This window comes from Rhodanobacter sp. BL-MT-08 (genome assembly GCF_054161255.1).
Genome location: NZ_CP167872.1, coordinates 1,511,283 through 1,531,766, shown reverse-complemented (window position 1 = coordinate 1,531,766; position 20,484 = coordinate 1,511,283). Strand labels below are relative to the sequence as shown.

The following is a 20,484-nucleotide window of genomic DNA, read 5'->3' as shown; positions in this document are numbered from 1 at the left end:
AAACCGTGCTAGCCGACCTGACGGTTCTTATCGTGGAAGATCATCCCGATATCCGAATATCGCTGGAGCGCGTAGTGGCGTCCTGGCCAGGGGCCAGCGTTTTTTCCGCCGACAACTTTCTCTCCGCCGCGGTGTGGATCAAACCGTGGAAAAAATCGATCTACTTCTTTGCGACGTGTATTTCCCCGGAAAAATGGCCGGCATCGACATTGCTGCACTTGCAGTGGTCACCCACCCGCATATCGCCGTGGTGATGACCTCGCCCCGGCAGCGGTCGGCGGTGGAAGGCCTGATCGATCGCTATCGTTTCGTGCGAACGCCGTTCGAACAGGCCGACATCATCGAGCAGATCGATGAGGCCTTCATCCAAATCGAGGTCGACCGAGCGAACGCCGGCGCTTGAGCAGGTTGGATGCCGCCGAGTCTCCCACGCCATCACAGAAGACCAAACAGAAACGCCTTGGTGACGGCGTGCGTCTTGTTCGTTGCGTTGAGCTTGGCCAGCGTGCTGGTGATATGAAAAGTGACCGTGCGCGTGGCGATGCCGAGAATCCTGCCGATCTCGTCCGCGGTTTTTCCTTCGGCACTCCACCGAAGGACTTCGAGTTCGCGAAGCGAAAGACGATCGTCAATATCGGCGCGCTCCTCTTTCGTCTCGATCGCACCGAGCAGCCCGTGCGTCACGTGCGAGAGCCAAACCAGCTGAGGCTCTTTTTCGGACAGTTCCATCGCGCTGACCTTATCGTGGCTGCGCGCGAGCGAAAGCATGCCCGTGGTCATGTGTTTACCATGGGTCGCAAGCGCCCATCCATGCTGGATGCCATGCGCCCTGGCCTCCTCCCAGAATTCAGGCTGGCCTTTGGCCTCTGCGCTGGCCCAGACAACGGGGGCCAGTTCACGGGCCGTCTGCTGGATCACCGGATCGCTGTCCAGATAGCTGTGGGCGAAGTAGTGGTCCAGCCACTGGCTTGGATAGGTGCTCGACCAGGTCACCGAGGGGCTGGCGATGGGAGCAGGAATGCGCAGTACGTACGAGCAATACTCAAAGCCCAGTCGATCGGCGATCGATGCGAGCTCCCGCAATAGCCGCGCCGAAGACGCCGACTGTGACATCAGCCGATCCAGGCAATCTTCCCGCCACGCCTTTGCCATTGATCCCCACGTGTGCAATCTCTCGATTGCCGCCCAATCAGCCGAGACTAAGATTTACAACGCGTATCGAGAGCACCTTCTCACCCGGGATTCGAAACGCTGGGTTGAGGCTACTGCGAATAGGAACAAGATGCCATTCGAGCATCGCCATTGCCCGGCAGGGAGCCATGGGCCAGGCTTAGCATGGCGTCACGCACCGACGAACCCGGCTCCGGGCGACGATCCTGGCAAAACCTGCGCTTCAGTCCGTGCATGCCATAAAAAAATACCCGGCCGATGTGCCATCGGTCGGGTACGTTTGAGCGATTGTTACCGGTGACGTCCTATCAAATCCTTGGCCATTTCCCCACGACCGCCGGTGCGTCGATTAGAGGTCAAAAAGCCGATCGCTGCCACTGGAAGAAATGACAGGTGCCGCCAGAAAGGCGCGACAATCGCTGAGCGACATGGGGGGAACCATCGCGCGGCCGATTCGCCCCGTTGCTCCAGCGGAAACGAGCCACGATGGCTTCGATGACCGGATCGATCAGTTTGAAGACCAACTGCGTCCGCGTTCGAAATCGAAGGCCGAACCGCGCGCGAAACTTTGCAGATCTTTACCTGGCGGATGCAGACTGAATGCTCAGGGAGCGGCGCAAAGGACGTTACGCCGCGACAGTCGGGCAGACTGTGGTCCTTCAAAACCACCCATCTCTTTGCGTGTCTTTATCGAAGCGCGTCAAAATTGGCGCACAAAAAACCCGCAGCGATACAATCTCTGCGGGTCGTCTGTTTGGCGGAGAGAGAGGGATTCGAACCCTCGATAAGGCTTTTGACCCTATACTCCCTTAGCAGGGGAGCCCCTTCGGCCACTCGGGCATCTCTCCATAATTCTCCACATCGCTGTGGAGCCGGCAAGGATACCGATGGACGTCATCAAGGTAAAGGCTTGATGCTCAATCAGTGCTCGACGGCCTCATCCGGGGCGCCGTCGTCCGACGGACCTTCGCCCTTGATGCGCTGGTAAATTTCCTCACGATGCACTGCGACGGTCTTGGGAGCATTGATGCCGATGCGCACCTGATTACCCTTGACGCCTAGAACGGTGACGGTCACCTCGTCGCCGATCATCAGGGTTTCGCCGACCCTGCGGGTCAGAATCAACATGGTTATAACTCCGTAATTGTTTGGTCTTGGGCCTGCCAGCCGATAACAGCCTCACCCCTGAGCCTTCATCTTCATGGCAGTTCGACGATTGATCCATCGAAGGCCCTACCGCCTTCCCGGTTCACAGCAACAACACTGAATTAGCTGTCGCGACTGGTGACTCCACCGTTGTTCGGCAAGTGCACATTAGGCTGATACTAGCCGAGCGCCATCCCCACGCGCAATGCGTCCGAACCGTGACAGGCTGCAGTTCGGGCGCCAAATCCGGCTTCAATTACTGGCTGGCAATCCACTGAGGCAGGTCGGCCAGCAGCGCGGGAAGCCGGGGCGTATCCGCGCCGCCGCCCTGCGCCATGTCGGGTCGACCGCCGCCCTTGCCGTCAATCTGTGCAGCGATGTGGGCCACTACATGACCCGCCTTGATGCGACCCAGCGCCTTGCCATGCACGCCGGCAATCAGCGAGACGCGACCATCCGCCGCGCCCGCCAGCACCACCACGCAATCGCCAAGCTGCTGCTTGAGCTGATCGACACCGTCGCGCAGCGACTTGGCATCGAGCCCCTCAAGCCTCGCAGCGACGACTTTTATCCCGTCGACGTCCGTCGCCGTCCCGGCAAGATCAGCGATGGCCGAACCGGCCGACTTGCTGCGCAGCGACTCTAGCTCGCGCTCGAGCTTTTTCTGACGATCGAAGATCTGCCGCAGCTTTTCGATGGCGTCGTCGCCGCTGCTGGACAGTAGGTGCGACAGCTCGCTCAACCGACGCTCCTCATCGGCCACGTAAGCCAGCGCGCCATCGCCGGTGACCGCCTCGATCCGGCGCACGCCGGAGGCCACGCCCGCCTCGCTGACGATCTTGAACAGGCCGATGTCGCCGGTGCGGCTGACGTGCGTGCCGCCACACAGCTCGGTGGAAAAATCGCCCATCTTCAGCACCCGCACTTCGGCGCCGTATTTTTCGCCGAACAAGGCCATGGCGCCGAACTCGATCGCCTCGTCATACGCCATGTTGTGGATTTCAGCCTCGGCGTTGCGGCGCACTTCGGCATTCACCATCGCTTCGACGGTGGCCAGCTCCTCGCGACTCATCGGCTTGAAATGCGAGAAGTCGAAACGCAGCCGCTCAGCCGCTACCAGCGAACCTTTCTGGGTGACGTGATCGCCCAGCACCTTGCGCAGGGCCGCATGCAGCAGATGCGTGGCCGAGTGGTTGAGCACGATGGACTGCCGACGCAGCGCGTTGACGCTGGCCTCGACTACGTCGCCCGTGCGCAGCGGCTGTGCACCATGCCAGCGGCCTGCGTGGCCGAAGAACACGCCGCCCATCTTCAGCGTATCGCGCACTTCGAGCCGGCCGGCGGTAGCGATCAGCTCACCGGTATCACCCACCTGCCCGCCCGACTCGGCATAGAACGGCGTGCGGTCGAGAATCAGCAGACCTTCTTCGCCATCGGCCAGTTCGCTCACCTGCTTGCCGTCGCGCACGATGCCGACGACCTTGCTGGCGTCGCTGTACATGGCGTCGTAGCCGAGAAACACGGTGGGCTTGAGCTGGCTGGCAAGGTCGGCGGGCATCAATCCTTTCGCCTCGAAGCGGCCCGCCGCACGGGCGCGCTCGCGCTGCTCGTTCATGGCCTTGTCGAAGCCGTCCATATCCACCTCAAGCCCGCGCTCGCGCGCGATATCGGCCGTGAGGTCGACCGGAAAACCGTAGGTGTCGTAAAGGCGGAACGCATCGGCGCCGGGAATCGTCGTGCCGGATTTTCCGGCCACGTCGTCGAATACGCGCATGCCATGCTCCAGCGTCTCGCCGAAGCGCTGCTCCTCGGTGCGCAGCGCGTCCTCGACGAACGACTGCTTCGCGGCCAGCTCGGGGTAAGCCTCGCCCATCTCCTCGACCAGCGGCTGCACCATCTTCCAGAAAAAGTCGCCGCGCACGCCAAGCATCCAGGCATGCCGCAAGGCGCGCCGGATGATACGGCGCAGCACATAGCCACGGCCCTCGTTGGACGGCAGCACGCCGTCGACGATCAGGAACGCGCAGGCACGGATGTGATCGGCGATCACGCGCAGCGACTTGTTGCCCAGATCCGCCGTGCCGGTGAACTTGCCAGCCTCGGCAATCAGGTGCGCGAACAGATCGATTTCGTAATTGGAATGCACGTGCTGCAGCACCGCGGCCAGCCGCTCCAGGCCCATGCCGGTATCGACGCAAGGTGCCGGCAGCGGGCTCAGCGTGCCGTCGGGCGCACGATCGAACTGCATGAACACAAGGTTCCAGATTTCAATATAGCGATCGCCATCTTCATCGGGCGAACCCGGCGGACCACCGGCAATGTCCGCGCCGTGATCGAAAAAGATTTCCGTACACGGGCCGCAGGGGCCGGTGTCGGCCATCTGCCAGAAATTGTCCGAGGCAAACGGCGCGCCCTTGTTATCGCCGATGCGCACGATGCGCTCGGCCGGCACGCCGATCTGGGTGTGCCAGATATCGAAGGCCTCGTCGTCGGTCTGATACACGGTGACCCAGAGCTTCTCGGCCGGCAGCTTGAACACGCCGGTCAGCAGCTCCCAGGCGAAATGGATCGCGTCGCGCTTGAAATAGTCGCCGAACGACCAGTTGCCCAGCATCTCGAAAAACGTGTGGTGGCGCGCGGTATAGCCCACGGCGTCCAGATCGTTGTGCTTGCCGCCTGCGCGCAGGCAGCGCTGCACGTCGGCCGCCCGCACGTATCCCGGCTTCTCGCTGCCGAGAAACACGTTCTTGAACTGCACCATGCCCGAGTTGGTGAACAGCAGCGTTGGATCGCTGGACGGCACCAGCGAGCTGGACGGCACGATGGTGTGACCCTTGGAGCGGAAGTAGTCGAGAAAAGTGGAGCGGATTTCAGAGGTTTTCATGCGGATCGTCATGGCCATCAGTCAGAAGGCCACGCCGCGCTCGAACCCAAGCGAGGCGCCCGGGCATCATCGCTGGATGATGGATCTCAGGGGCTGTCGTCGGCGGCTTCGTCCACGTCGGCGTGGGTAACACTCCGTACTGTGGAGCCGTCAAAGCCCCGGCGCAAGAGGAACTGCGCCCGCTTCGCCCTTTCAGCGGGGTCCGCGACGCCCACGCTGCCGTAGCGGCGGCGCAGCTGGGAGGATGCCGAAGCGACCCAGTCGACCTCCGCGTCGTTCAACAATTCACGGATACGGGCATCGCTGAGCCCGTGGGTTTTCAGCTCCATCCGCAGTCGCATCGGGCCGTAGCCCTGCGCGATCCGGCTGCGCAGCAGCACTTCGCCGAAGCGGTCGTCGTCCTGATACTGCTGCTCGCCGAGGCGATCGATCGCCTCGGTGGTTTCCTCGCCCTCGTAGCCGCCCTGGCGCAGCTTGGTTTTCAGCTCGCGCTTGGAATGCTCGCGCCGCGCCAGCAGGCCCAACGCCTTGTCGTAGGCGCTGCGCCTGGGCTTGGCCGGGTCATCGGCGCCCGGGCGGCGTTTCATGGGGTTGCCCCCACAAACGCACATGGCCCGGACGAGCCGGGCCATGTTGCCTGCCTTGCAGCGTCAGGATGCAAGACTCACGCTTCCTCGAGCGCCTCTTCGGTCGACGCAGCAGCCGGCTTGCCGACCGGCACCAGCAGGCGCTCGCGCAGCTGCGCGTCGACTTCGTTGGCGATGGCCGGATTGTCCCGCAGGAACTGGCGGACGTTTTCCTTGCCCTGACCGATGCGGTCGCCCTTGTAGCTGTACCAGGCGCCGGACTTGTCGATCAGGTTCTGCGCCACGCCCAGCTCGATGATCTCGCCTTCGCGCGAGGTGCCTTCGCCGTAGAGGATTTCGAACTCGCACTGGCGGAACGGCGGCGCCACCTTGTTCTTGACCACCTTGACGCGGGTTTCCGAACCGATGATCTCGTCGCCGCGTTTCACCGCACCGATGCGGCGGATATCCAGGCGCACCGAGGCATAGAACTTCAGCGCGTTGCCGCCGGTGGTGGTTTCCGGGCTGCCGAACATCACGCCGATCTTCATGCGGATCTGGTTGATGAAAATCACCAGCGTGCCGGATTTCTTGATGTTGGCGGTGAGCTTGCGCAGCGCCTGACTCATCAGGCGGGCGTGCAGGCCGACGTGGGAGTCACCCATCTCACCCTCGATTTCCGCCTTTGGCGTCAGCGCGGCAACCGAGTCGACCACGACCATGTCGACTGCGCCCGAACGCACGAGCATGTCGGCGATTTCCAGCGCCTGCTCGCCGGTATCGGGCTGCGACACCAGCAGGTCGTCCACTTTCACGCCCAACTTTTCGGCGTAGGTGGGGTCGAGCGCGTGCTCGGCGTCGATAAAGGCCGCGGTGCCGCCGGCGCGCTGGCAGCTGGCGATGGCCTGCAGGGTCATGGTGGTTTTACCCGACGACTCCGGCCCGTAGATTTCCACAACGCGGCCGCGCGGCAGGCCGCCGACGCCGAGCGCGATATCCAGCCCGAGCGAGCCGGTGGACACCGTTTCGATGGCTTCGTTGACGCGGTCGCCCATGCGCATGATCGCGCCCTTGCCGAACTGCTTTTCGATCTGGCCGAGCGCGGAAGTGAGTGCCTTGCGCTTGTTGTCATCGATCGTCATGGTCTTGAATTCCGGTTGGTCTGAAATGATGTGTGGCTGAAAGACGGGTGAGTCACTGGAGAGGATCATGCCCGGCGCGGGTCTCACGGGCTGCGATCACGGCGGATCGGTTCGATACCGTTGAAGTATCCCACACCCGTCAAGCCGATCTGGCGGCGTGCGGCGCTTCATTCCGTCAGGGTTTGGCGCAAGCCGGTGAGCGCGGCGGCCACGGTCTGTCGGCGCACGGCCTCGCGGTCGCCGGGAAAGTGAAACAACTGCGCGCGGCCGTAGCCGCCGCGCCGCTTCCAGCTGATCCAGACCGTGCCGACCGGCTTTTCCACCGTCCCGCCCGAGGGCCCGGCGATGCCGGTAACCGCCACCGCGACCCCGGCACCAAAGCGCGCCAGCGCGCCGGAGACCATTTCCAGCGCGGTTTCCTCACTGACCGCGCCGGTGCGCTCCAGCGTGCGCGGATTCACCCCGAGCAGCGCCTCCTTTGCCTGGTAGCTGTAGGTCACCACGCCGGTGTCGAACCAGCCCGAACTTCCGGGCAGATCGGTCAGCGTCTTGGCGATCCAGCCGCCGGTGCAGGACTCGGCGGTCACCACCATCAGCTTTTGCGCGATCACGATGGCGGCTACTTCCTTGGCCAGCTCATGCAGATGCGTATCGGAAAAATCCATCGCGGACACTCGATTACAGGGAGTTATTTGATTATGTCACGGCCGCTTTGGGTCTCTGTCGCCGCAGGCCATCCAACGCCGTTGGCCATGGCTCGCCGCATTACACTCGCTGCAACCCTCCCGCTGCCCTTCGGGCATGGAAATCCGCCGTCGATTGGAGCTGCGTCATGAAAGCGTTTGTTCGTCCCGTCCTTGCATGGCTTTCGGTCGCTCTGTTTCTAGTGTTCGGCGCCGGATGGATGAGCGCACTGGCCAGCCCGATCGTGGGTATCGGCCTGTTCGCGTGGCTCTTTTTGGTGATCATCTGGGTCGCCTTCGGCGTCGTGCACGAAGCGGAGGAACTCGCCCACATGCTGGGCGAACCGTTCGGCACCCTGATTCTTACCTTGTCGATCGTGCTGATCGAGGTAGCGCTGATTTCGGCCGTGATGATCAGTGCGCAGGACGCCTCCACGCTGGCGCGCGACACCATGTTTGCGGTGCTGATGATCGTGCTCAACGGCGTGGTCGGGCTGGGCCTGCTCATCGGCGGCGCGCGTCATCACGAGCAGTCCTACAACCTGCAAGGGGCGTCGGCTTATCTGGCGGTGGTCATTCCGCTGTCGACCATTGCGCTGGTGCTGCCTAAATTCACCGCATCCACCTCGGACAGCACGCTGACCTCGCTTCAGGCCGCCTGTTTTTCCATCCTGACCATCGCCTTGTACGGCATTTTTCTTTGGTTGCAGACGGGACGGCACAAGGGCTTTTTCGTCGAGCCGGCCAATGGCGATCAGGTGGCGGTCGTCGACGCCGACGTCGCGACGCCAGCCCACTCCAAACGGAAGCTGTTCGGGCACGTGACGATGCTGCTGGTCCACATTCTGCCGATCGTCATTCTCTCCAAGAGCCTGGCCAAAGTGCTGGATCACGGCATCGCCGCCATGGGCGCGCCGCCGGCGCTGGGTGGCGTGGTGATTGCGATGCTGGTGTTCACGCCGGAGGGCATTTCCGCGCTGATCGCCATTCGCCGAAACCAGCTCACGCGCGCCATCAATCTCTGTCTCGGCGGCGCCACCTCCACCGTGGGGCTGACCGTTCCCGCCGTGCTGATCATCGGACTGATCACCGGTCAGAAAGTCGTGCTGGGCCTGCCGCCCGCCAGCATCGTGCTGCTCGCGGCCACGCTGATCCTCAGTGGCCTGACGTTCTCCGGCTCGCGCACCACCATGCTCGAGGGCGCAGTCCACCTCTCGCTGTTCGCGGTTTTTCTGGTGCTGGTGTTCAGCCCTTGAATGACCACGGCTTCGCGGTACGTGCCAGGCTCGCATCGATAGGAACACACCGCGCCGCCATGCGAGACTGACGAACTCGAATTTTCATTTGTCGCGCGGAGCAAACCGCCTGACTCGATCCATTCACAGCTCCAAGCGACCACGCCAATAACTGCAGCGCATGACCCAAGACGATCTTAGCCAGCACACCCCGTTCATGCGCCAGTACCTTGGCGCCAAGGCGGCGCATCCGGATGTGCTGCTGTTTTTCCGGATGGGCGATTTTTACGAGCTGTTTTTCGAGGATGCGCGCAAGGCCGCGCGGCTACTGGATATCACGCTGACCCAGCGCGGGCAGTCGGGCGGCGCACCGATTCCGATGGCGGGCGTCCCGTATCACGCGGCGGAAAATTATCTGGCGCGGCTGGTGCGCCTGGGCGAGTCGGTGGCGATCTGCGAGCAGATCGGCGATCCGGCGCTGGCCAAGGGCATCGTCGAGCGCAAGGTGGTGCGCATCGTCACGCCGGGCACGGTGACCGACGCCGCGCTGCTGGAGGAACGCCGCGATAACCTGCTGCTGGCGATCGCCGGCGGCCCGCGCGACAGTTACGGACTGGCCTGGGTCGATCTGAGCAGCGGCCGCTTTCTGCTCAGCGAAGTGCCCCATGCCGAAGCGCTGGCCGCGGAACTGGCGCGGCTGCAGCCGGCCGAAACGCTCATCGACGAAAACATCGCGTGGCCGAAATTCGTCGGCAACCTGCCCGGCCTGCGCAAGCGGCCACCGTGGCATTTCGATATCGACACGGCCAAACGCGAGCTCAACCGGTTCTTCGGCACCCGCGACCTCGGCGGCTTTGGCGCGCACGATCTGCCGCTGGCCATCGCCGCTGCCGGCTGCCTGCTGGGCTACGTCGAGGAAACGCAGAAAAGCGCGCTGCCGCATCTGTCCGGCATGGCGGTGGAAAGCGCCAGCGAGACGATCGCGCTGGATGCCGCCACGCGGCGCAATCTGGAAATCGACACCCACCCCAGCGGCCGCACCGAACACACGCTGCTCGGCGTGCTCGATGAGACCGTCACGCCGATGGGCGCGCGCTTGCTGCGCCGCTGGCTCAACCGGCCGCTGCGCTCGCGCGTCGTGCTGCGTCTTCGGCATCAGGCGATCGGCATATTGATCGACGCCCGCCGCCATGAACCGCTGCGCGAAGCGCTGCGCGGCATCGGCGATCTGGAACGCATCCTGGCCCGCGTGGCGCTGCGCTCGGCGCGGCCGCGCGATCTTTCCACGCTGCGCGACGGGCTCGCCGCAGCGCCTGGTATCAGTGCGCTCATCCATGAGCGCGAAGATCAAGAAGCGGCCATCCCTGGCCGCACTCCTCGAGAAGCGTCGCCCTTGCTGGCTGCTCTCGTCGAGCGCATCGGCGACCACGCCGGCATCGCCGCGATGCTGGGCCGCGCTGTGGTCGCGCAGCCGCCGGTACTGCAGCGCGACGGCGGCGTCATCGCTGACGGCTACGACGACGAGCTCGATGAACTGCGCCGGCTGTCCACCCACGCCGATCAGTACCTGGTTGAACTAGAGGAGCGCGAGAAAGCCGCCAGCGGCATCACCACGCTGAAGGTCGGCTACAACCGCGTGCACGGCTACTACATCGAGATCACCAAGGCGCAGGCGGACAAGGCGCCGACGCATTACACGCGCCGGCAGACCACCAAGAACGCCGAGCGCTACATCACCGAAGAGCTGAAAAACTTCGAGGACAAAGTGCTCTCCGCGAAAGAGCGCTCGCTGATGCGCGAAAGAGCGATTTACGAGGCGCTGCTCGACGCGCTGATCGAACAGCTGGAGCCGCTGAAATCCGCCGCCATCGCAATGGCCGAACTCGACGTGCTGGCCACCCTGGCCGAACGCGCCGACGCACTGGACTGGAGCGCCCCCGAACTCACCGACGTGCCCGGCATCGCCATCGAGCGCGGGCGTCATCCGGTGGTGGAGAAAGTTCGCGACGAGCCGTTCGAGCCGAACGATCTGATACTTGACGACGCAGCGAGTCAGCAGGGTCGCCGCATGCTCGTGATCACCGGCCCGAACATGGGCGGTAAATCGACCTATATGCGCCAGAACGCGCTCATCGTGCTGCTGGCCCATATCGGCAGCTACGTGCCGGCGACGCGCGCGGTGATCGGCCCGATCGACCGCATCTTTACCCGCATCGGCGCGGGTGACGACCTGTCGCGCGGCCAGTCCACCTTCATGGTGGAGATGAGCGAGACGGCCAACATCCTGCACAACGCGACCGAGCATAGTCTGGTACTGATGGACGAAGTCGGCCGCGGCACCAGCACCTACGACGGCCTGTCGCTGGCGCGCGCGGCGGCCGTGCATCTGGCGGCGAGCAGCCGCTCTTACACCTTGTTCGCCACGCATTATTTCGAGCTGACCGAGCTGGCCGGCGAATATCCGTCGATCGCCAACGTGCATCTGGACGCGGTCGAGTTTCACGACAAAAAGCTGGGCGAGCAGCTGGTCTTCATGCACGCGGTGAAGGACGGCCCGGCCAACCGCAGCTTCGGCCTGCAGGTGGCGGCGCTGGCCGGCCTGCCGAAATCGGTAATCGCCGACGCGCGGCGCACGCTGGCCGAGCTGGAGCGCGGCGGCGCCGAGCATCATGCGTCGCGTAAACGGGGTTCCGCGCAGTCGCCGCAGCTCGGCCTCTTCGGCACACCGGCGCCAGCGGCGCCCGAACCGTCGGCGCTCGACCGTGCCGTCGCCGAGATCGATCCGGATGCACTGACCCCACGCGAAGCGCTCGATGCGCTGTACCGGCTTAAAGGTCTGCTAACGTCGGGTTGAGCCGCCCACAAATTTCGCGCAGGGATTTCGTCGTTGTCCTATCGCTCGATGCCAGATGCTGCCCCCGCTGTCGACGCCCCTCCCCGGGTATCGCAGCTCGACGCATGGTCGGCGCGGCTCGAACTGCGCTTTGGCCGCCGCGGCGACACCACCGAAGCTGTGCATCGAAACCATCGCGGCCCGCTGCGCGTGCAGCGCATGCTGTATCCGGAAGGTGCGCTCTGCTGCCATGCCCTGCTGCTGCATCCGCCCGGCGGCATCGCTGGCGGCGACCGGCTTGAAATAGACGTCCATATGGAAACCGGCGCGCACGCCCTGCTCACCACGCCGGGTGCGGCCAAGTGGTACCGTGCCGGCTATGCCGCAGCGGCGCAGCAGTCGCTGCATCTCACTGTGGATGACGACGCCTGCCTGGAATGGCTGCCGCAGGAATCCATACTTTTCGACGGTGCAAAGGTGAACCAGTCGTGCCAGATCACCCTGGCGCAGCACGCGGCGATGTTCGGCTGGGACATCGTGCAGCTGGGCCGGCTGGCGGCGGGCGAACGATGGAACCAGGGCTTCTGGCAGCAGCGGCTGGCGCTATCCCGCGGCGATCGGCCGGTGTGGCTGGAACAGGCGTATCTGGATGCCGACGACCCGCTGCGCGATTCGCCGCTGCGGTTGGCCGGCCACCCGGTATTCGCCGCGGCGTGGGCGTGTTCACCGCGACTCTCGGCCCAGCATGCCGACGCGCTGGCCGCGGCACGCGCCACGGCATCACGCTTCAATCTGCCCTGCGGCATCAGCTGGCTGGGGGCACCTGCCGAGCTGCTGGTGATACGCGCACTCGGCGCCAGCGGTCACACGGTGCGTGAATTGTGCGAAGCGTTGTGGCATACCTTGAGGCCATGGAGCTCGGCCATGCCGCCGCAGCGGCCGCGCATCTGGTCTACCTGAGCCGCAACAAACCAAACTCGTCGAGATGAACCATGGAACTGACGCCCCGCGAAAAGGACAAGCTGCTGATCTTCACCGCGGGCCTGCTGGCCGAGCGGCGCAAGGCGCGCGGGCTCAAGCTCAACTACCCAGAAGCGATCGCGTTTATCAGCGCGGCGATCATGGAAGGCGCACGCGACGGCCGCAGCGTCGCCGAGCTGATGCACTACGGCACCACCCTGCTCGGCCGCGACGACGTGATGGACGGCATCGCCGAGCTGATCCCCGACATCCAGGTCGAAGCCACCTTCCCCGACGGCACCAAGCTGGTCACCGTGCACGATCCGATCGGTTGAACCCGCACCGCTGAAGCCCTGAAAACCTTTGAGGATTGCCATGCACCGCACCCTGCCACGCCGCCTCATCGTCGCCAGCGCCGCCCTGCTGCCCACCATCGCGATGGCGCATCCGGGCCAATGCGGCCACGGCTTTGTCTCCGGCATCGCCCACCCCTTCACCGGCATCGACCATCTGCTGGCCATGGCCGCGGTCGGCTGGTGGAGTGCCACCACGCAGCAGCGACGCTGGTGGATGGTGCCGCTGGCCTTTGCCAGCTGCACGCTGCTGGGTGCATTGATCGGCTTGAACGGTGTACTGCGGCCGCCCGCCAGCGAAACCATGATCGCGCTCTCGCTGATGGTCTTGGGCGCACTGCTGATGGGCAAACTGCGCCTGCCGACGCCGGCGGCCTGCGGCATCGCGGGGGCTTTCGCACTGTTTCACGGTTATGCGCACGGCGTGGAGATGCCCACCTGCGTCATGGGCGAGCCGTGGCTGGCCGGCATGGTGACCGCCACGGCGCTGCTGCACCTGGGCGGCGCGCTGGCCGGCCGGCTGGCATCACGGCATGCCGATTGGGCCACGCGACTGGCCGGCGGCATCACCGCGCTGAGCGGCGTCGCCCTGTTGACGGGAGTGATCAGCGCATGAGGCCCAGCCCGATGAACGGCGGTGGCTGCATACCCGGCGAATACCTGATCGACCATGGCGACATCGCGCTCAACGTGGGTCGCGACAAGCGCACGCTCACCGTCGCCAACACGGGCGACCGACCGATCCAGATCGGCTCGCATTATCACTTCGCCGAAACCAATACCGCGCTGCATTTTGATCGCGCTGCCGCGCGCGGCTTTCGGCTGGACATCGCCGCCGGCACCGCGGTGCGCTTCGAACCCGGGCAGTCACGCGAAGTCAGCCTGGTGGCGTTAGACGGCGATCGGATCGTCTACGGTTTCAACGCAGACGTGATGGGCGCCTTGTGATGGGGCGGCTCTGATGAACATGTTTCGAATGGACAGGCACGCATGACCACACTCAGCCGCCGCGCCTACGCCGAAATGTTCGGCCCCACTGTGGGCGACCGCGTGCGGCTGGCCGACACCGATCTGATCATTGAAGTGGAAAAGGATTTCACCACCTACGGCGAGGAGGTGAAGTTCGGCGGCGGCAAGGTGATCCGCGACGGCATGGGCCAGAGCCAGCGGCAGACCGCCGACTGCGCCGACACGGTGATCACCAATGCGCTGATCGTCGACCACTGGGGCATCGTCAAGGCCGACGTCGGCCTCAAGCACGGGCGCATCAGCGGCATCGGCAAGGCCGGCAACCCGGACATTCAGCCAAGTGTGACCATCGTCATCGGCCCCGGCACCGAGATCATCGCTGGCGAAGGATTGATTCTTACCGCCGGCGCCATCGACAGCCATATCCATTTCATCGCGCCGCAGCAGATCGAGGAAGCGCTGATGTCCGGCGTCACCACCATGCTCGGCGGCGGCACCGGACCGGCTACTGGTACCAATGCCACCACCTGCACGCCCGGGCCCTGGCATCTGCAGCGCATGCTGGAGGCGGCCGAAGCGTTTCCGATGAATTTGGGCTTTCTCGGCAAGGGCAACGCCAGCCTGCCCGAAGCTCTGCATGAGCAGATCCTCGCCGGCGCCATCGGCCTGAAGCTGCACGAGGACTGGGGCACCACACCCGCGGCAATCGACTGCGCGCTGCGCGTGGCCGACGAGACGGATACGCAAATAGCCATCCATACCGACACGCTCAATGAATCGGGTTTTGTCGAAGTGACGCTGGCCGCGTTCAAGGGTCGCACCATCCACACTTACCACACCGAGGGCGCCGGCGGAGGGCATGCGCCGGACATTATCAAGGCGGCCTCACTGCCGAACGTGCTGCCGAGCTCGACCAATCCGACCCGGCCGTTCACCGTCAACACGCTGGACGAACACCTGGACATGCTGATGGTCTGCCATCACCTCGACCCGGGCATCGCCGAGGACGTAGCGTTCGCCGAAAGCCGTATCCGCCGCGAGACAATTGCCGCGGAGGACATCCTGCACGACCTGGGCGCGTTCTCGATGATCAGCTCTGACTCGCAAGCGATGGGCCGCGTCGGCGAGGTGATCCTGCGCACCTTCCAGACCGCGCACAAGATGAAGGTGCAGCGCGGTTCGCTCGCCGGTGACCCGGCGCGACACGACAACGGCAGGGTCAAACGCTACCTGGCAAAGGTCACCATCAACCCGGCGATCACGCACGGCATCAGCCACGAGGTGGGTTCGATCGAAGTCGGCAAGTGGGCCGACCTGGTGCTGTGGAAGCCAGCGTTCTTCGGCGTGAAGCCCGCGCTGATTCTCAAGGGCGGCAGCATTGCGGCGGCGCCGATGGGCGACCCGAATGCCTCGATCCCCACGCCGCAGCCGGTGCATTACCGGCCGATGTTCGGCGCTTTCGGCCGCAGCCTGACGCAGAGCTCGCTGACCTTCGTATCGCAAGCGGCGCTGGATGAGGGACTGGGCGAACGACTCGGCCTGCAGAAAAAACTGGTCGCGGTGCGTAACTGCCGACACATCGGCAAGTCCGACATGATCCACAACGCGGCGATGCCCGATATCCAGGTCGATCCGCAAACCTATGTGGTCACCGCCGATGGCGAGCGGCTGTGGTGCGAGCCGGCCGAGGTGCTGCCGATGGCGCAGCGTTATTTCCTGTTTTGAGTACCTGTTTTGAAAGCAACCTACTGTGAGGTCAGCGCATGCTGATGATCCATCGTCACCTCGATGCATCGACGAAGCGACAGGCCGGCGATGTGCCGCTCGAACTCGCATTCGACACCCGCAAGCGCAGCCGGCACCGGCTCACGCTGCCCGACGGTCATGAACTCGCGTGGGCGCTGATGCCGGGCCTGACGCTGCGCCCGGGCGACCGGCTGCTGGCCGACGACGCGTCGGTGTTTGTGGTGGTGGCCGCGCCCGAGCCCGTGCTGCGCGTAACCGCCGACACAGCGATCGCGTTGACGCGCGCGGCCTATCACCTGGGCAACCGGCATATCGCCGTCGAGGTCGGCGACGGCTATCTGGCGATCACTCCTGATCCCGTGCTGCGCGACATGCTGGATCAGCTCGGCGTAAGGGTCGAGGCGACCGAAGCGCCGTTCCAGCCGGAGACCGGCGCCTACGGCGGCGGCCACAAGCACGGCCACGACGCCACGTTTGCCGAGGATTACGCGCTGGCGCAGGCCGTATTTCGCCGGCACGAGCCCAAGCTTTCGCCGCTGCACGACCCGCATGAGCGCTGATCGCTCGAGCCTGCCCGCGCTGCTGCAGCTGGCGTCGGCGGCGCTGCCGATCGGCGCCTTCAGCCATTCGCTCGGGCTGGAGGCCGCGCTGGAAGCGGGCGTGGTGCGCGATGCCGCCAGCGCCGAGCAGTGGATTGCCGATTACCTCGCGCTGGCATGGGCCGAGGGCGAGGCGCCGCTGTGGCGGGCGCAGTACGCCGCGTGGCTGACGCTGGATGAAAGCACCCTGCTGGCGATCAACGAACGGCTGGTCGCCATGCGCGAAACCGCCGAGCTGCGCATGGAGAGCGAACAGACCGGCCGCTCGCTGGCGCTGTGGCTGCAGGCGCTGCCGCAGTTGCCCGCGTTCACCGAAGCCCATCGCGCGATGCTGGGCCGACTGCTTCCGCCGGCCTACGCCAGCGTGCACGCGTGCGCGTCCGCCGTGCTCGGCCTGAGCGAGCGCGATGCGCTGCAGGCGATGGGCTGGAGCCTGGCGGAAAACCTCACCACCGCAGCAGTGAAGCTGGTACCACTGGGCCAGATTGCCGGACAGGCGATGCTGCGCCGCCTCGCCAGCCGCCTGCCGAGCTGGGTCGAGCAAGCAATGACCCGTGAACCAAGCCAGGCCTGCAATTTCACGCCAATGCTGGGCATTCTGTCCGCGCATCACGAAACCCAATACACGAGGCTGTTTCGCTCATGAGCATCGCCACCGCATCACGCAGCCATGTCACCCGACCGCCCCGCACGCGCGCGCTGCCGCCGCTGCGCGTGGGCATCGGCGGCCCGGTCGGCTCGGGCAAGACCACCCTGCTGGAAATGCTGTGCAAGGCCATGCGCGACCGCTACGACCTCGTGGTGATCACCAACGACATCTACACCAAGGAAGACCAGCGCCTGCTTACCGTGGCCGGTGCGCTGGAACCCGAGCGCATCATGGGCGTGGAAACCGGCGGCTGCCCGCATACCGCGATCCGCGAGGACGCCTCGATCAACCTCGAAGCGATCGAGCGCATGCTCGACGTCTACCCCGATGCCGACATCGTGTTCATCGAATCGGGCGGCGACAACCTGGCCGCCACGTTCTCGCCCGAGCTGTCCGACCTTACCCTCTACGTGATCGACGTGGCCGGCGGCGAAAAAATTCCGCGCAAGGGCGGCCCCGGCATCACGCGCTCCGATCTGCTGGTGATCAACAAGACCGACCTGGCCCCTTACGTCGGCGCCTCGCTCGAGGTGATGCGCGAGGACACCTTGCGCATGCGCGGCGACAAGCCGTTCGCGATGACCGATCTGCGCAGGCAAGACGGGCTCAATCAGATCATTCGCTTCATCGAAACGCAGGGCCTGCTGCTGCCCTGATCGACGCTATCCACGCCGACGCACCGAGACCACCATGCAGGCCTCGCTCTTGTCGAACGCTGTTGCTTGCCGACGCAGCGAGTGAGCGCATCACGACGCCCGAAACGCGGTCGACCTCATCGCGAGACTCACGTACTTCTGTACCTCTCCATGATGCGGAGCAGCAAAACGATCATAGGCCAGCACTATCGTTTACATAAAAATAATCTAGTTCTATTGATGATGCAGAGCGCGTAGATTCGAACGGGCAGCACGGCACCAGCCAGCCACTCTTGTCCGCCACTCGCCAGCAAGGAGCCCGCACCATGAGAGACCATCGCGACACCCCGACAGGCATCAGTACGGCCAAGCCCGACCGCTGACGCCAACGCTACGCCGGCTCCGTAGGGATGTTTGCCCTCGGGCAGTCCACTGTGATCGAGGCGCTGGCGCATCACCCCCCTCTGCAACCGCAAAACAGAAATCACTGATGCCGCTACCTGTACGCCGAGACGACACACGTAGCCAGATTCCAACGAACTAAAGGTGGAGAACCCATGACCAACGAAGCCAAATGCCCGTTCAATCACGCCGCTGGCGGCGGCACCACCAACCGCGACTGGTGGCCGAACCAGCTCAACCTGAAGATTCTGCACCAGCAGTCCTCGCTGTCCGATCCGATGGGCGAGGAGTTCGACTACGCCAAAGAGTTCAGCAGCCTCGATCTGGCGGCGGTGAAGAAGGATCTGCTGGCCGTGATGACCGACTCGCAGGACTGGTGGCCGGCCGACTATGGCCACTACGGCCCGTTCTTCATCCGCATGGCCTGGCACAGTGCCGGCACCTACCGCACCGGTGACGGCCGCGGAGGCGCAGGCGCCGGTCAACAGCGTTTCGCCCCGCTGAACAGCTGGCCGGACAACGTGAGCCTGGACAAGGCACGCCGCCTGATCTGGCCGGTCAAGCAGAAGTACGGCCGCAAGATCTCCTGGGCCGACCTGATCGTACTCACCGGCAACGTCGCGCTGGAATCGATGGGCTTCAAAACCTTCGGCTTTGCCGGCGGCCGCGCCGACGTGTGGGAGCCCGAAGAGGACGTCTACTGGGGTTCGGAAACCAAATGGCTTGGCGGCGACGTGCGCTATGGCAACGACATGAAAGCCATGGAAAAGCCCGGTGATGGCACGTTGGTTGCCGAGGCAGACCTGCATGGCAGCGAAAAGAGTCGCAACGAAGGCGACCGCAAGCTCGAGAACCCGCTGGCGGCGGTGCAGATGGGCCTGATCTATGTGAACCCGGAAGGCCCGGACGGCAATCCCGATCCGCTGGCGTCGGCGCACGACATCCGCGAAACCTTCGGCCGCATGGCCATGAACGACGAAGAGACCGTGGCGCTGATCGCTGGCGGCCACGCCTTCGGCAAGACCCACGGTGCCGGTCCCGCCGACAACGTCGGCCCTGAGCCCGAAGCCGCGCCGCTCGAGCAGCAAGGCTTCGGCTGGAAGAACAGCTTCGGCACCGGCGTGGGCAAGGATGCGATCACCAGCGGCCTCGAAGTCATCTGGACCAGCACGCCGACGAAATGGAGCAACGAATATCTTGAGAACATGTTCCGCTACGACTGGGAGCTGACCAAGAGCCCGGCCGGCGCGCATCAGTGGACGCCGAAGAACGGCGGCGGCGCCGGCACCATTCCGGACCCATTCGATCCCTCCAAGCGTCGCGCGCCGACCATGCTGACCTCGGATCTCGCGCTCCGCTTCGATCCGGCCTACGAGAAAATCTCGCGCCGCTTTCTGGAGAATCCGGACCAGCTCGCCGACGCGTTCGCTCGCGCCTGGTTCAAACTGACCCATCGCGACATGGGCCCACTGGCGCGCTATCTCGGACCGGAAGTGCCCTCCGAAGAGCTGCTCTGGCAGGATCCGATTCCGGCCGTCGACCATGCCCTGGTCGATGACAAGGACATCGCATCGCTGAAGGAGAAGATTCTGGCCTCGGGCCTGTCGGTCTCGGAACTGGTGTCCACCGCATGGGCAGCCGCCTCAACCTTCCGCGGCTCGGACAAGCGCGGTGGCGCCAACGGCGGACGTATTCGTCTGGCCCCGCAGAAGGACTGGAAGGTCAACGAGCCCGAGCAGTTGGCCAAGGTACTCAAAGCGCTCGGGGGCATCCAGAGCGAGTTCAACGCGGCGCAGTCCGGCGGCAAGAAAGTCTCACTGGCCGACCTGGTCGTGCTGGCCGGCGGCGTGGGCGTGGAAAAAGCAGCCAAGAATGCCGGCCACACCATCTCCGTTCCTTTCACTGCGGGACGCGCGGATGCCTCGCAGGAGCAGACCGATGTCGAGTCGTTCGGTTATCTCGAGCCGATCGCCGACGGCTTCCGCAACTACACCAAGGGCAAGTACCGCGTGTCGGCCGAGGCGCTGCTGGTCGACAAGTCCGAACTGCTGGAACTCACTGCGCCCGAAATGACCGTGTTGCTCGGCGGCCTGCGCGTGCTGAACATCAACCATGGCAAGAGCAAGCATGGCGTGTTCACCAAGCAGCCCGAAGCGCTGACCAACGACTTCTTCGTGAACCTGCTCGACATGGGCACGGAATGGAAGGCCGTCGGCGGTGGCACGGACGAGTTCGAAGGCCGCGATCGCAAGACCGGCGAAGTCAAATGGACCGGCACGCGCGTGGATCTGGTCTTCGGCTCGCACGCACAGCTGCGCGCGCTGTCTGAGGTCTATGCAAGCTCGGACGCGAAGGAGAAGTTCGTCAAGGATTTCGTCGCCGCGTGGACCAAGGTGATGAACCTGGATCGTTTCGATCTGGCGTAATCAAGATGAAAACGTAGAAAGCCTTCCAGACATCTGGATGGCCAAATAAAAACGGCGGCTCGCGATAGCCGCCGTTTTTATTTTAT

18 protein-coding genes and 1 tRNA gene are annotated in these 20,484 nt (G+C 64.4%); 12 read left to right on the top strand and 7 right to left on the bottom strand.

The window, feature by feature from the left end; translation table 11 throughout:
- The first annotated feature begins 145 nt into the window (after positions 1–145).
- On the top strand, positions 146–403 hold the full coding sequence (locus tag ACDK93_RS06595; protein WP_458071808.1) for a hypothetical protein: 258 nt from the start codon (positions 146–148) through the stop codon (positions 401–403).
- 32 nt (positions 404–435) lie between these two features.
- Here the strand turns inward: ACDK93_RS06595 and ACDK93_RS06590 are convergent, their stop codons facing one another.
- The 7 genes from ACDK93_RS06590 to ACDK93_RS06560 form a co-directional block, all read right to left on the bottom strand.
- Positions 436–1,113 (bottom strand): LuxR family transcriptional regulator, encoded by a 678-nt coding sequence (locus ACDK93_RS06590; protein WP_458071807.1) that lies wholly within the window; start codon positions 1,111–1,113, stop codon positions 436–438.
- Positions 1,114–1,925: 812 nt separating this feature from the next.
- A tRNA-Ser gene (locus ACDK93_RS06585) sits at positions 1,926–2,018 on the bottom strand.
- 73 nt (positions 2,019–2,091) lie between these two features.
- Positions 2,092–2,298 (bottom strand): carbon storage regulator CsrA, encoded by a 207-nt coding sequence (gene csrA, locus ACDK93_RS06580; protein ID WP_458071806.1) that lies wholly within the window; start codon positions 2,296–2,298, stop codon positions 2,092–2,094.
- Between the two features lie 274 nt (positions 2,299–2,572).
- Positions 2,573–5,200, bottom strand: a complete 2,628-nt coding sequence (gene alaS, locus ACDK93_RS06575) for an alanine--tRNA ligase (protein WP_458071805.1) — start codon at positions 5,198–5,200, stop codon at positions 2,573–2,575.
- 86 nt (positions 5,201–5,286) lie between these two features.
- Entirely contained in the window at positions 5,287–5,787 is a 501-nt protein-coding gene (locus ACDK93_RS06570) for a regulatory protein RecX (protein WP_458071804.1), read from the bottom strand.
- A 77-nt stretch (positions 5,788–5,864) separates the two neighbouring features.
- Positions 5,865–6,902: a recombinase RecA gene (recA, locus tag ACDK93_RS06565; RefSeq protein WP_458072365.1), complete on the bottom strand. Its 1,038-nt coding sequence runs from the start codon at positions 6,900–6,902 to the stop codon at positions 5,865–5,867.
- A 173-nt stretch (positions 6,903–7,075) separates the two neighbouring features.
- The gene (locus tag ACDK93_RS06560) at positions 7,076–7,573 is read right to left on the bottom strand and encodes a CinA family protein (protein ID WP_458071803.1); all 498 of its coding nucleotides are present in this window, start codon (positions 7,571–7,573) and stop codon (positions 7,076–7,078) included.
- Between the two features lie 167 nt (positions 7,574–7,740).
- On the opposite strand from ACDK93_RS06560, the gene ACDK93_RS06555 reads away from it, so the two are divergent.
- The 11 genes from ACDK93_RS06555 to katG all read left to right on the top strand — a co-directional run bounded on the left by ACDK93_RS06555 (position 7,741) and on the right by katG (position 20,398).
- Positions 7,741–8,847, top strand: coding sequence for a calcium:proton antiporter (locus tag ACDK93_RS06555; protein ID WP_458071802.1), 1,107 nt, complete (start codon positions 7,741–7,743; stop codon positions 8,845–8,847).
- A gap of 160 nt (positions 8,848–9,007) precedes the next feature.
- The gene (gene mutS, locus ACDK93_RS06550; RefSeq protein ID WP_458071801.1) at positions 9,008–11,680 is read left to right on the top strand and encodes a DNA mismatch repair protein MutS; all 2,673 of its coding nucleotides are present in this window, start codon (positions 9,008–9,010) and stop codon (positions 11,678–11,680) included.
- 33 nt (positions 11,681–11,713) lie between these two features.
- Complete coding sequence (locus ACDK93_RS06545; RefSeq protein ID WP_458071800.1) at positions 11,714–12,619, top strand: urease accessory protein UreD; 906 nt, start codon at positions 11,714–11,716, stop codon at positions 12,617–12,619.
- 32 nt (positions 12,620–12,651) lie between these two features.
- Positions 12,652–12,954, top strand: a complete 303-nt coding sequence (ureA, locus tag ACDK93_RS06540) for an urease subunit gamma (RefSeq protein WP_458071799.1) — start codon at positions 12,652–12,654, stop codon at positions 12,952–12,954.
- 40 nt (positions 12,955–12,994) lie between these two features.
- Entirely contained in the window at positions 12,995–13,588 is a 594-nt protein-coding gene (locus ACDK93_RS06535) for a HupE/UreJ family protein (protein ID WP_458071798.1), read from the top strand.
- Positions 13,585–13,920, top strand: a complete 336-nt coding sequence (locus ACDK93_RS06530) for an urease subunit beta (RefSeq protein WP_458071797.1) — start codon at positions 13,585–13,587, stop codon at positions 13,918–13,920. Before ACDK93_RS06535 ends, ACDK93_RS06530 begins: the two co-directional genes overlap by 4 nt.
- Positions 13,921–13,962: 42 nt before the next feature.
- Complete coding sequence (gene ureC, locus ACDK93_RS06525; protein ID WP_458071796.1) at positions 13,963–15,666, top strand: urease subunit alpha; 1,704 nt, start codon at positions 13,963–13,965, stop codon at positions 15,664–15,666.
- 38 nt (positions 15,667–15,704) lie between these two features.
- Entirely contained in the window at positions 15,705–16,247 is a 543-nt protein-coding gene (gene ureE, locus ACDK93_RS06520; protein WP_458071795.1) for an urease accessory protein UreE, read from the top strand.
- Entirely contained in the window at positions 16,237–16,932 is a 696-nt protein-coding gene (locus ACDK93_RS06515) for an urease accessory protein UreF (RefSeq protein ID WP_458071794.1), read from the top strand. Before ureE ends, ACDK93_RS06515 begins: the two co-directional genes overlap by 11 nt.
- Positions 16,929–17,591, top strand: a complete 663-nt coding sequence (ureG, locus tag ACDK93_RS06510) for an urease accessory protein UreG (protein WP_458071793.1) — start codon at positions 16,929–16,931, stop codon at positions 17,589–17,591. Before ACDK93_RS06515 ends, ureG begins: the two co-directional genes overlap by 4 nt.
- A 536-nt stretch (positions 17,592–18,127) precedes the next feature.
- Complete coding sequence (katG, locus tag ACDK93_RS06505) at positions 18,128–20,398, top strand: catalase/peroxidase HPI (protein ID WP_458071792.1); 2,271 nt, start codon at positions 18,128–18,130, stop codon at positions 20,396–20,398.
- Positions 20,399–20,484: the final 86 nt, after the last annotated feature.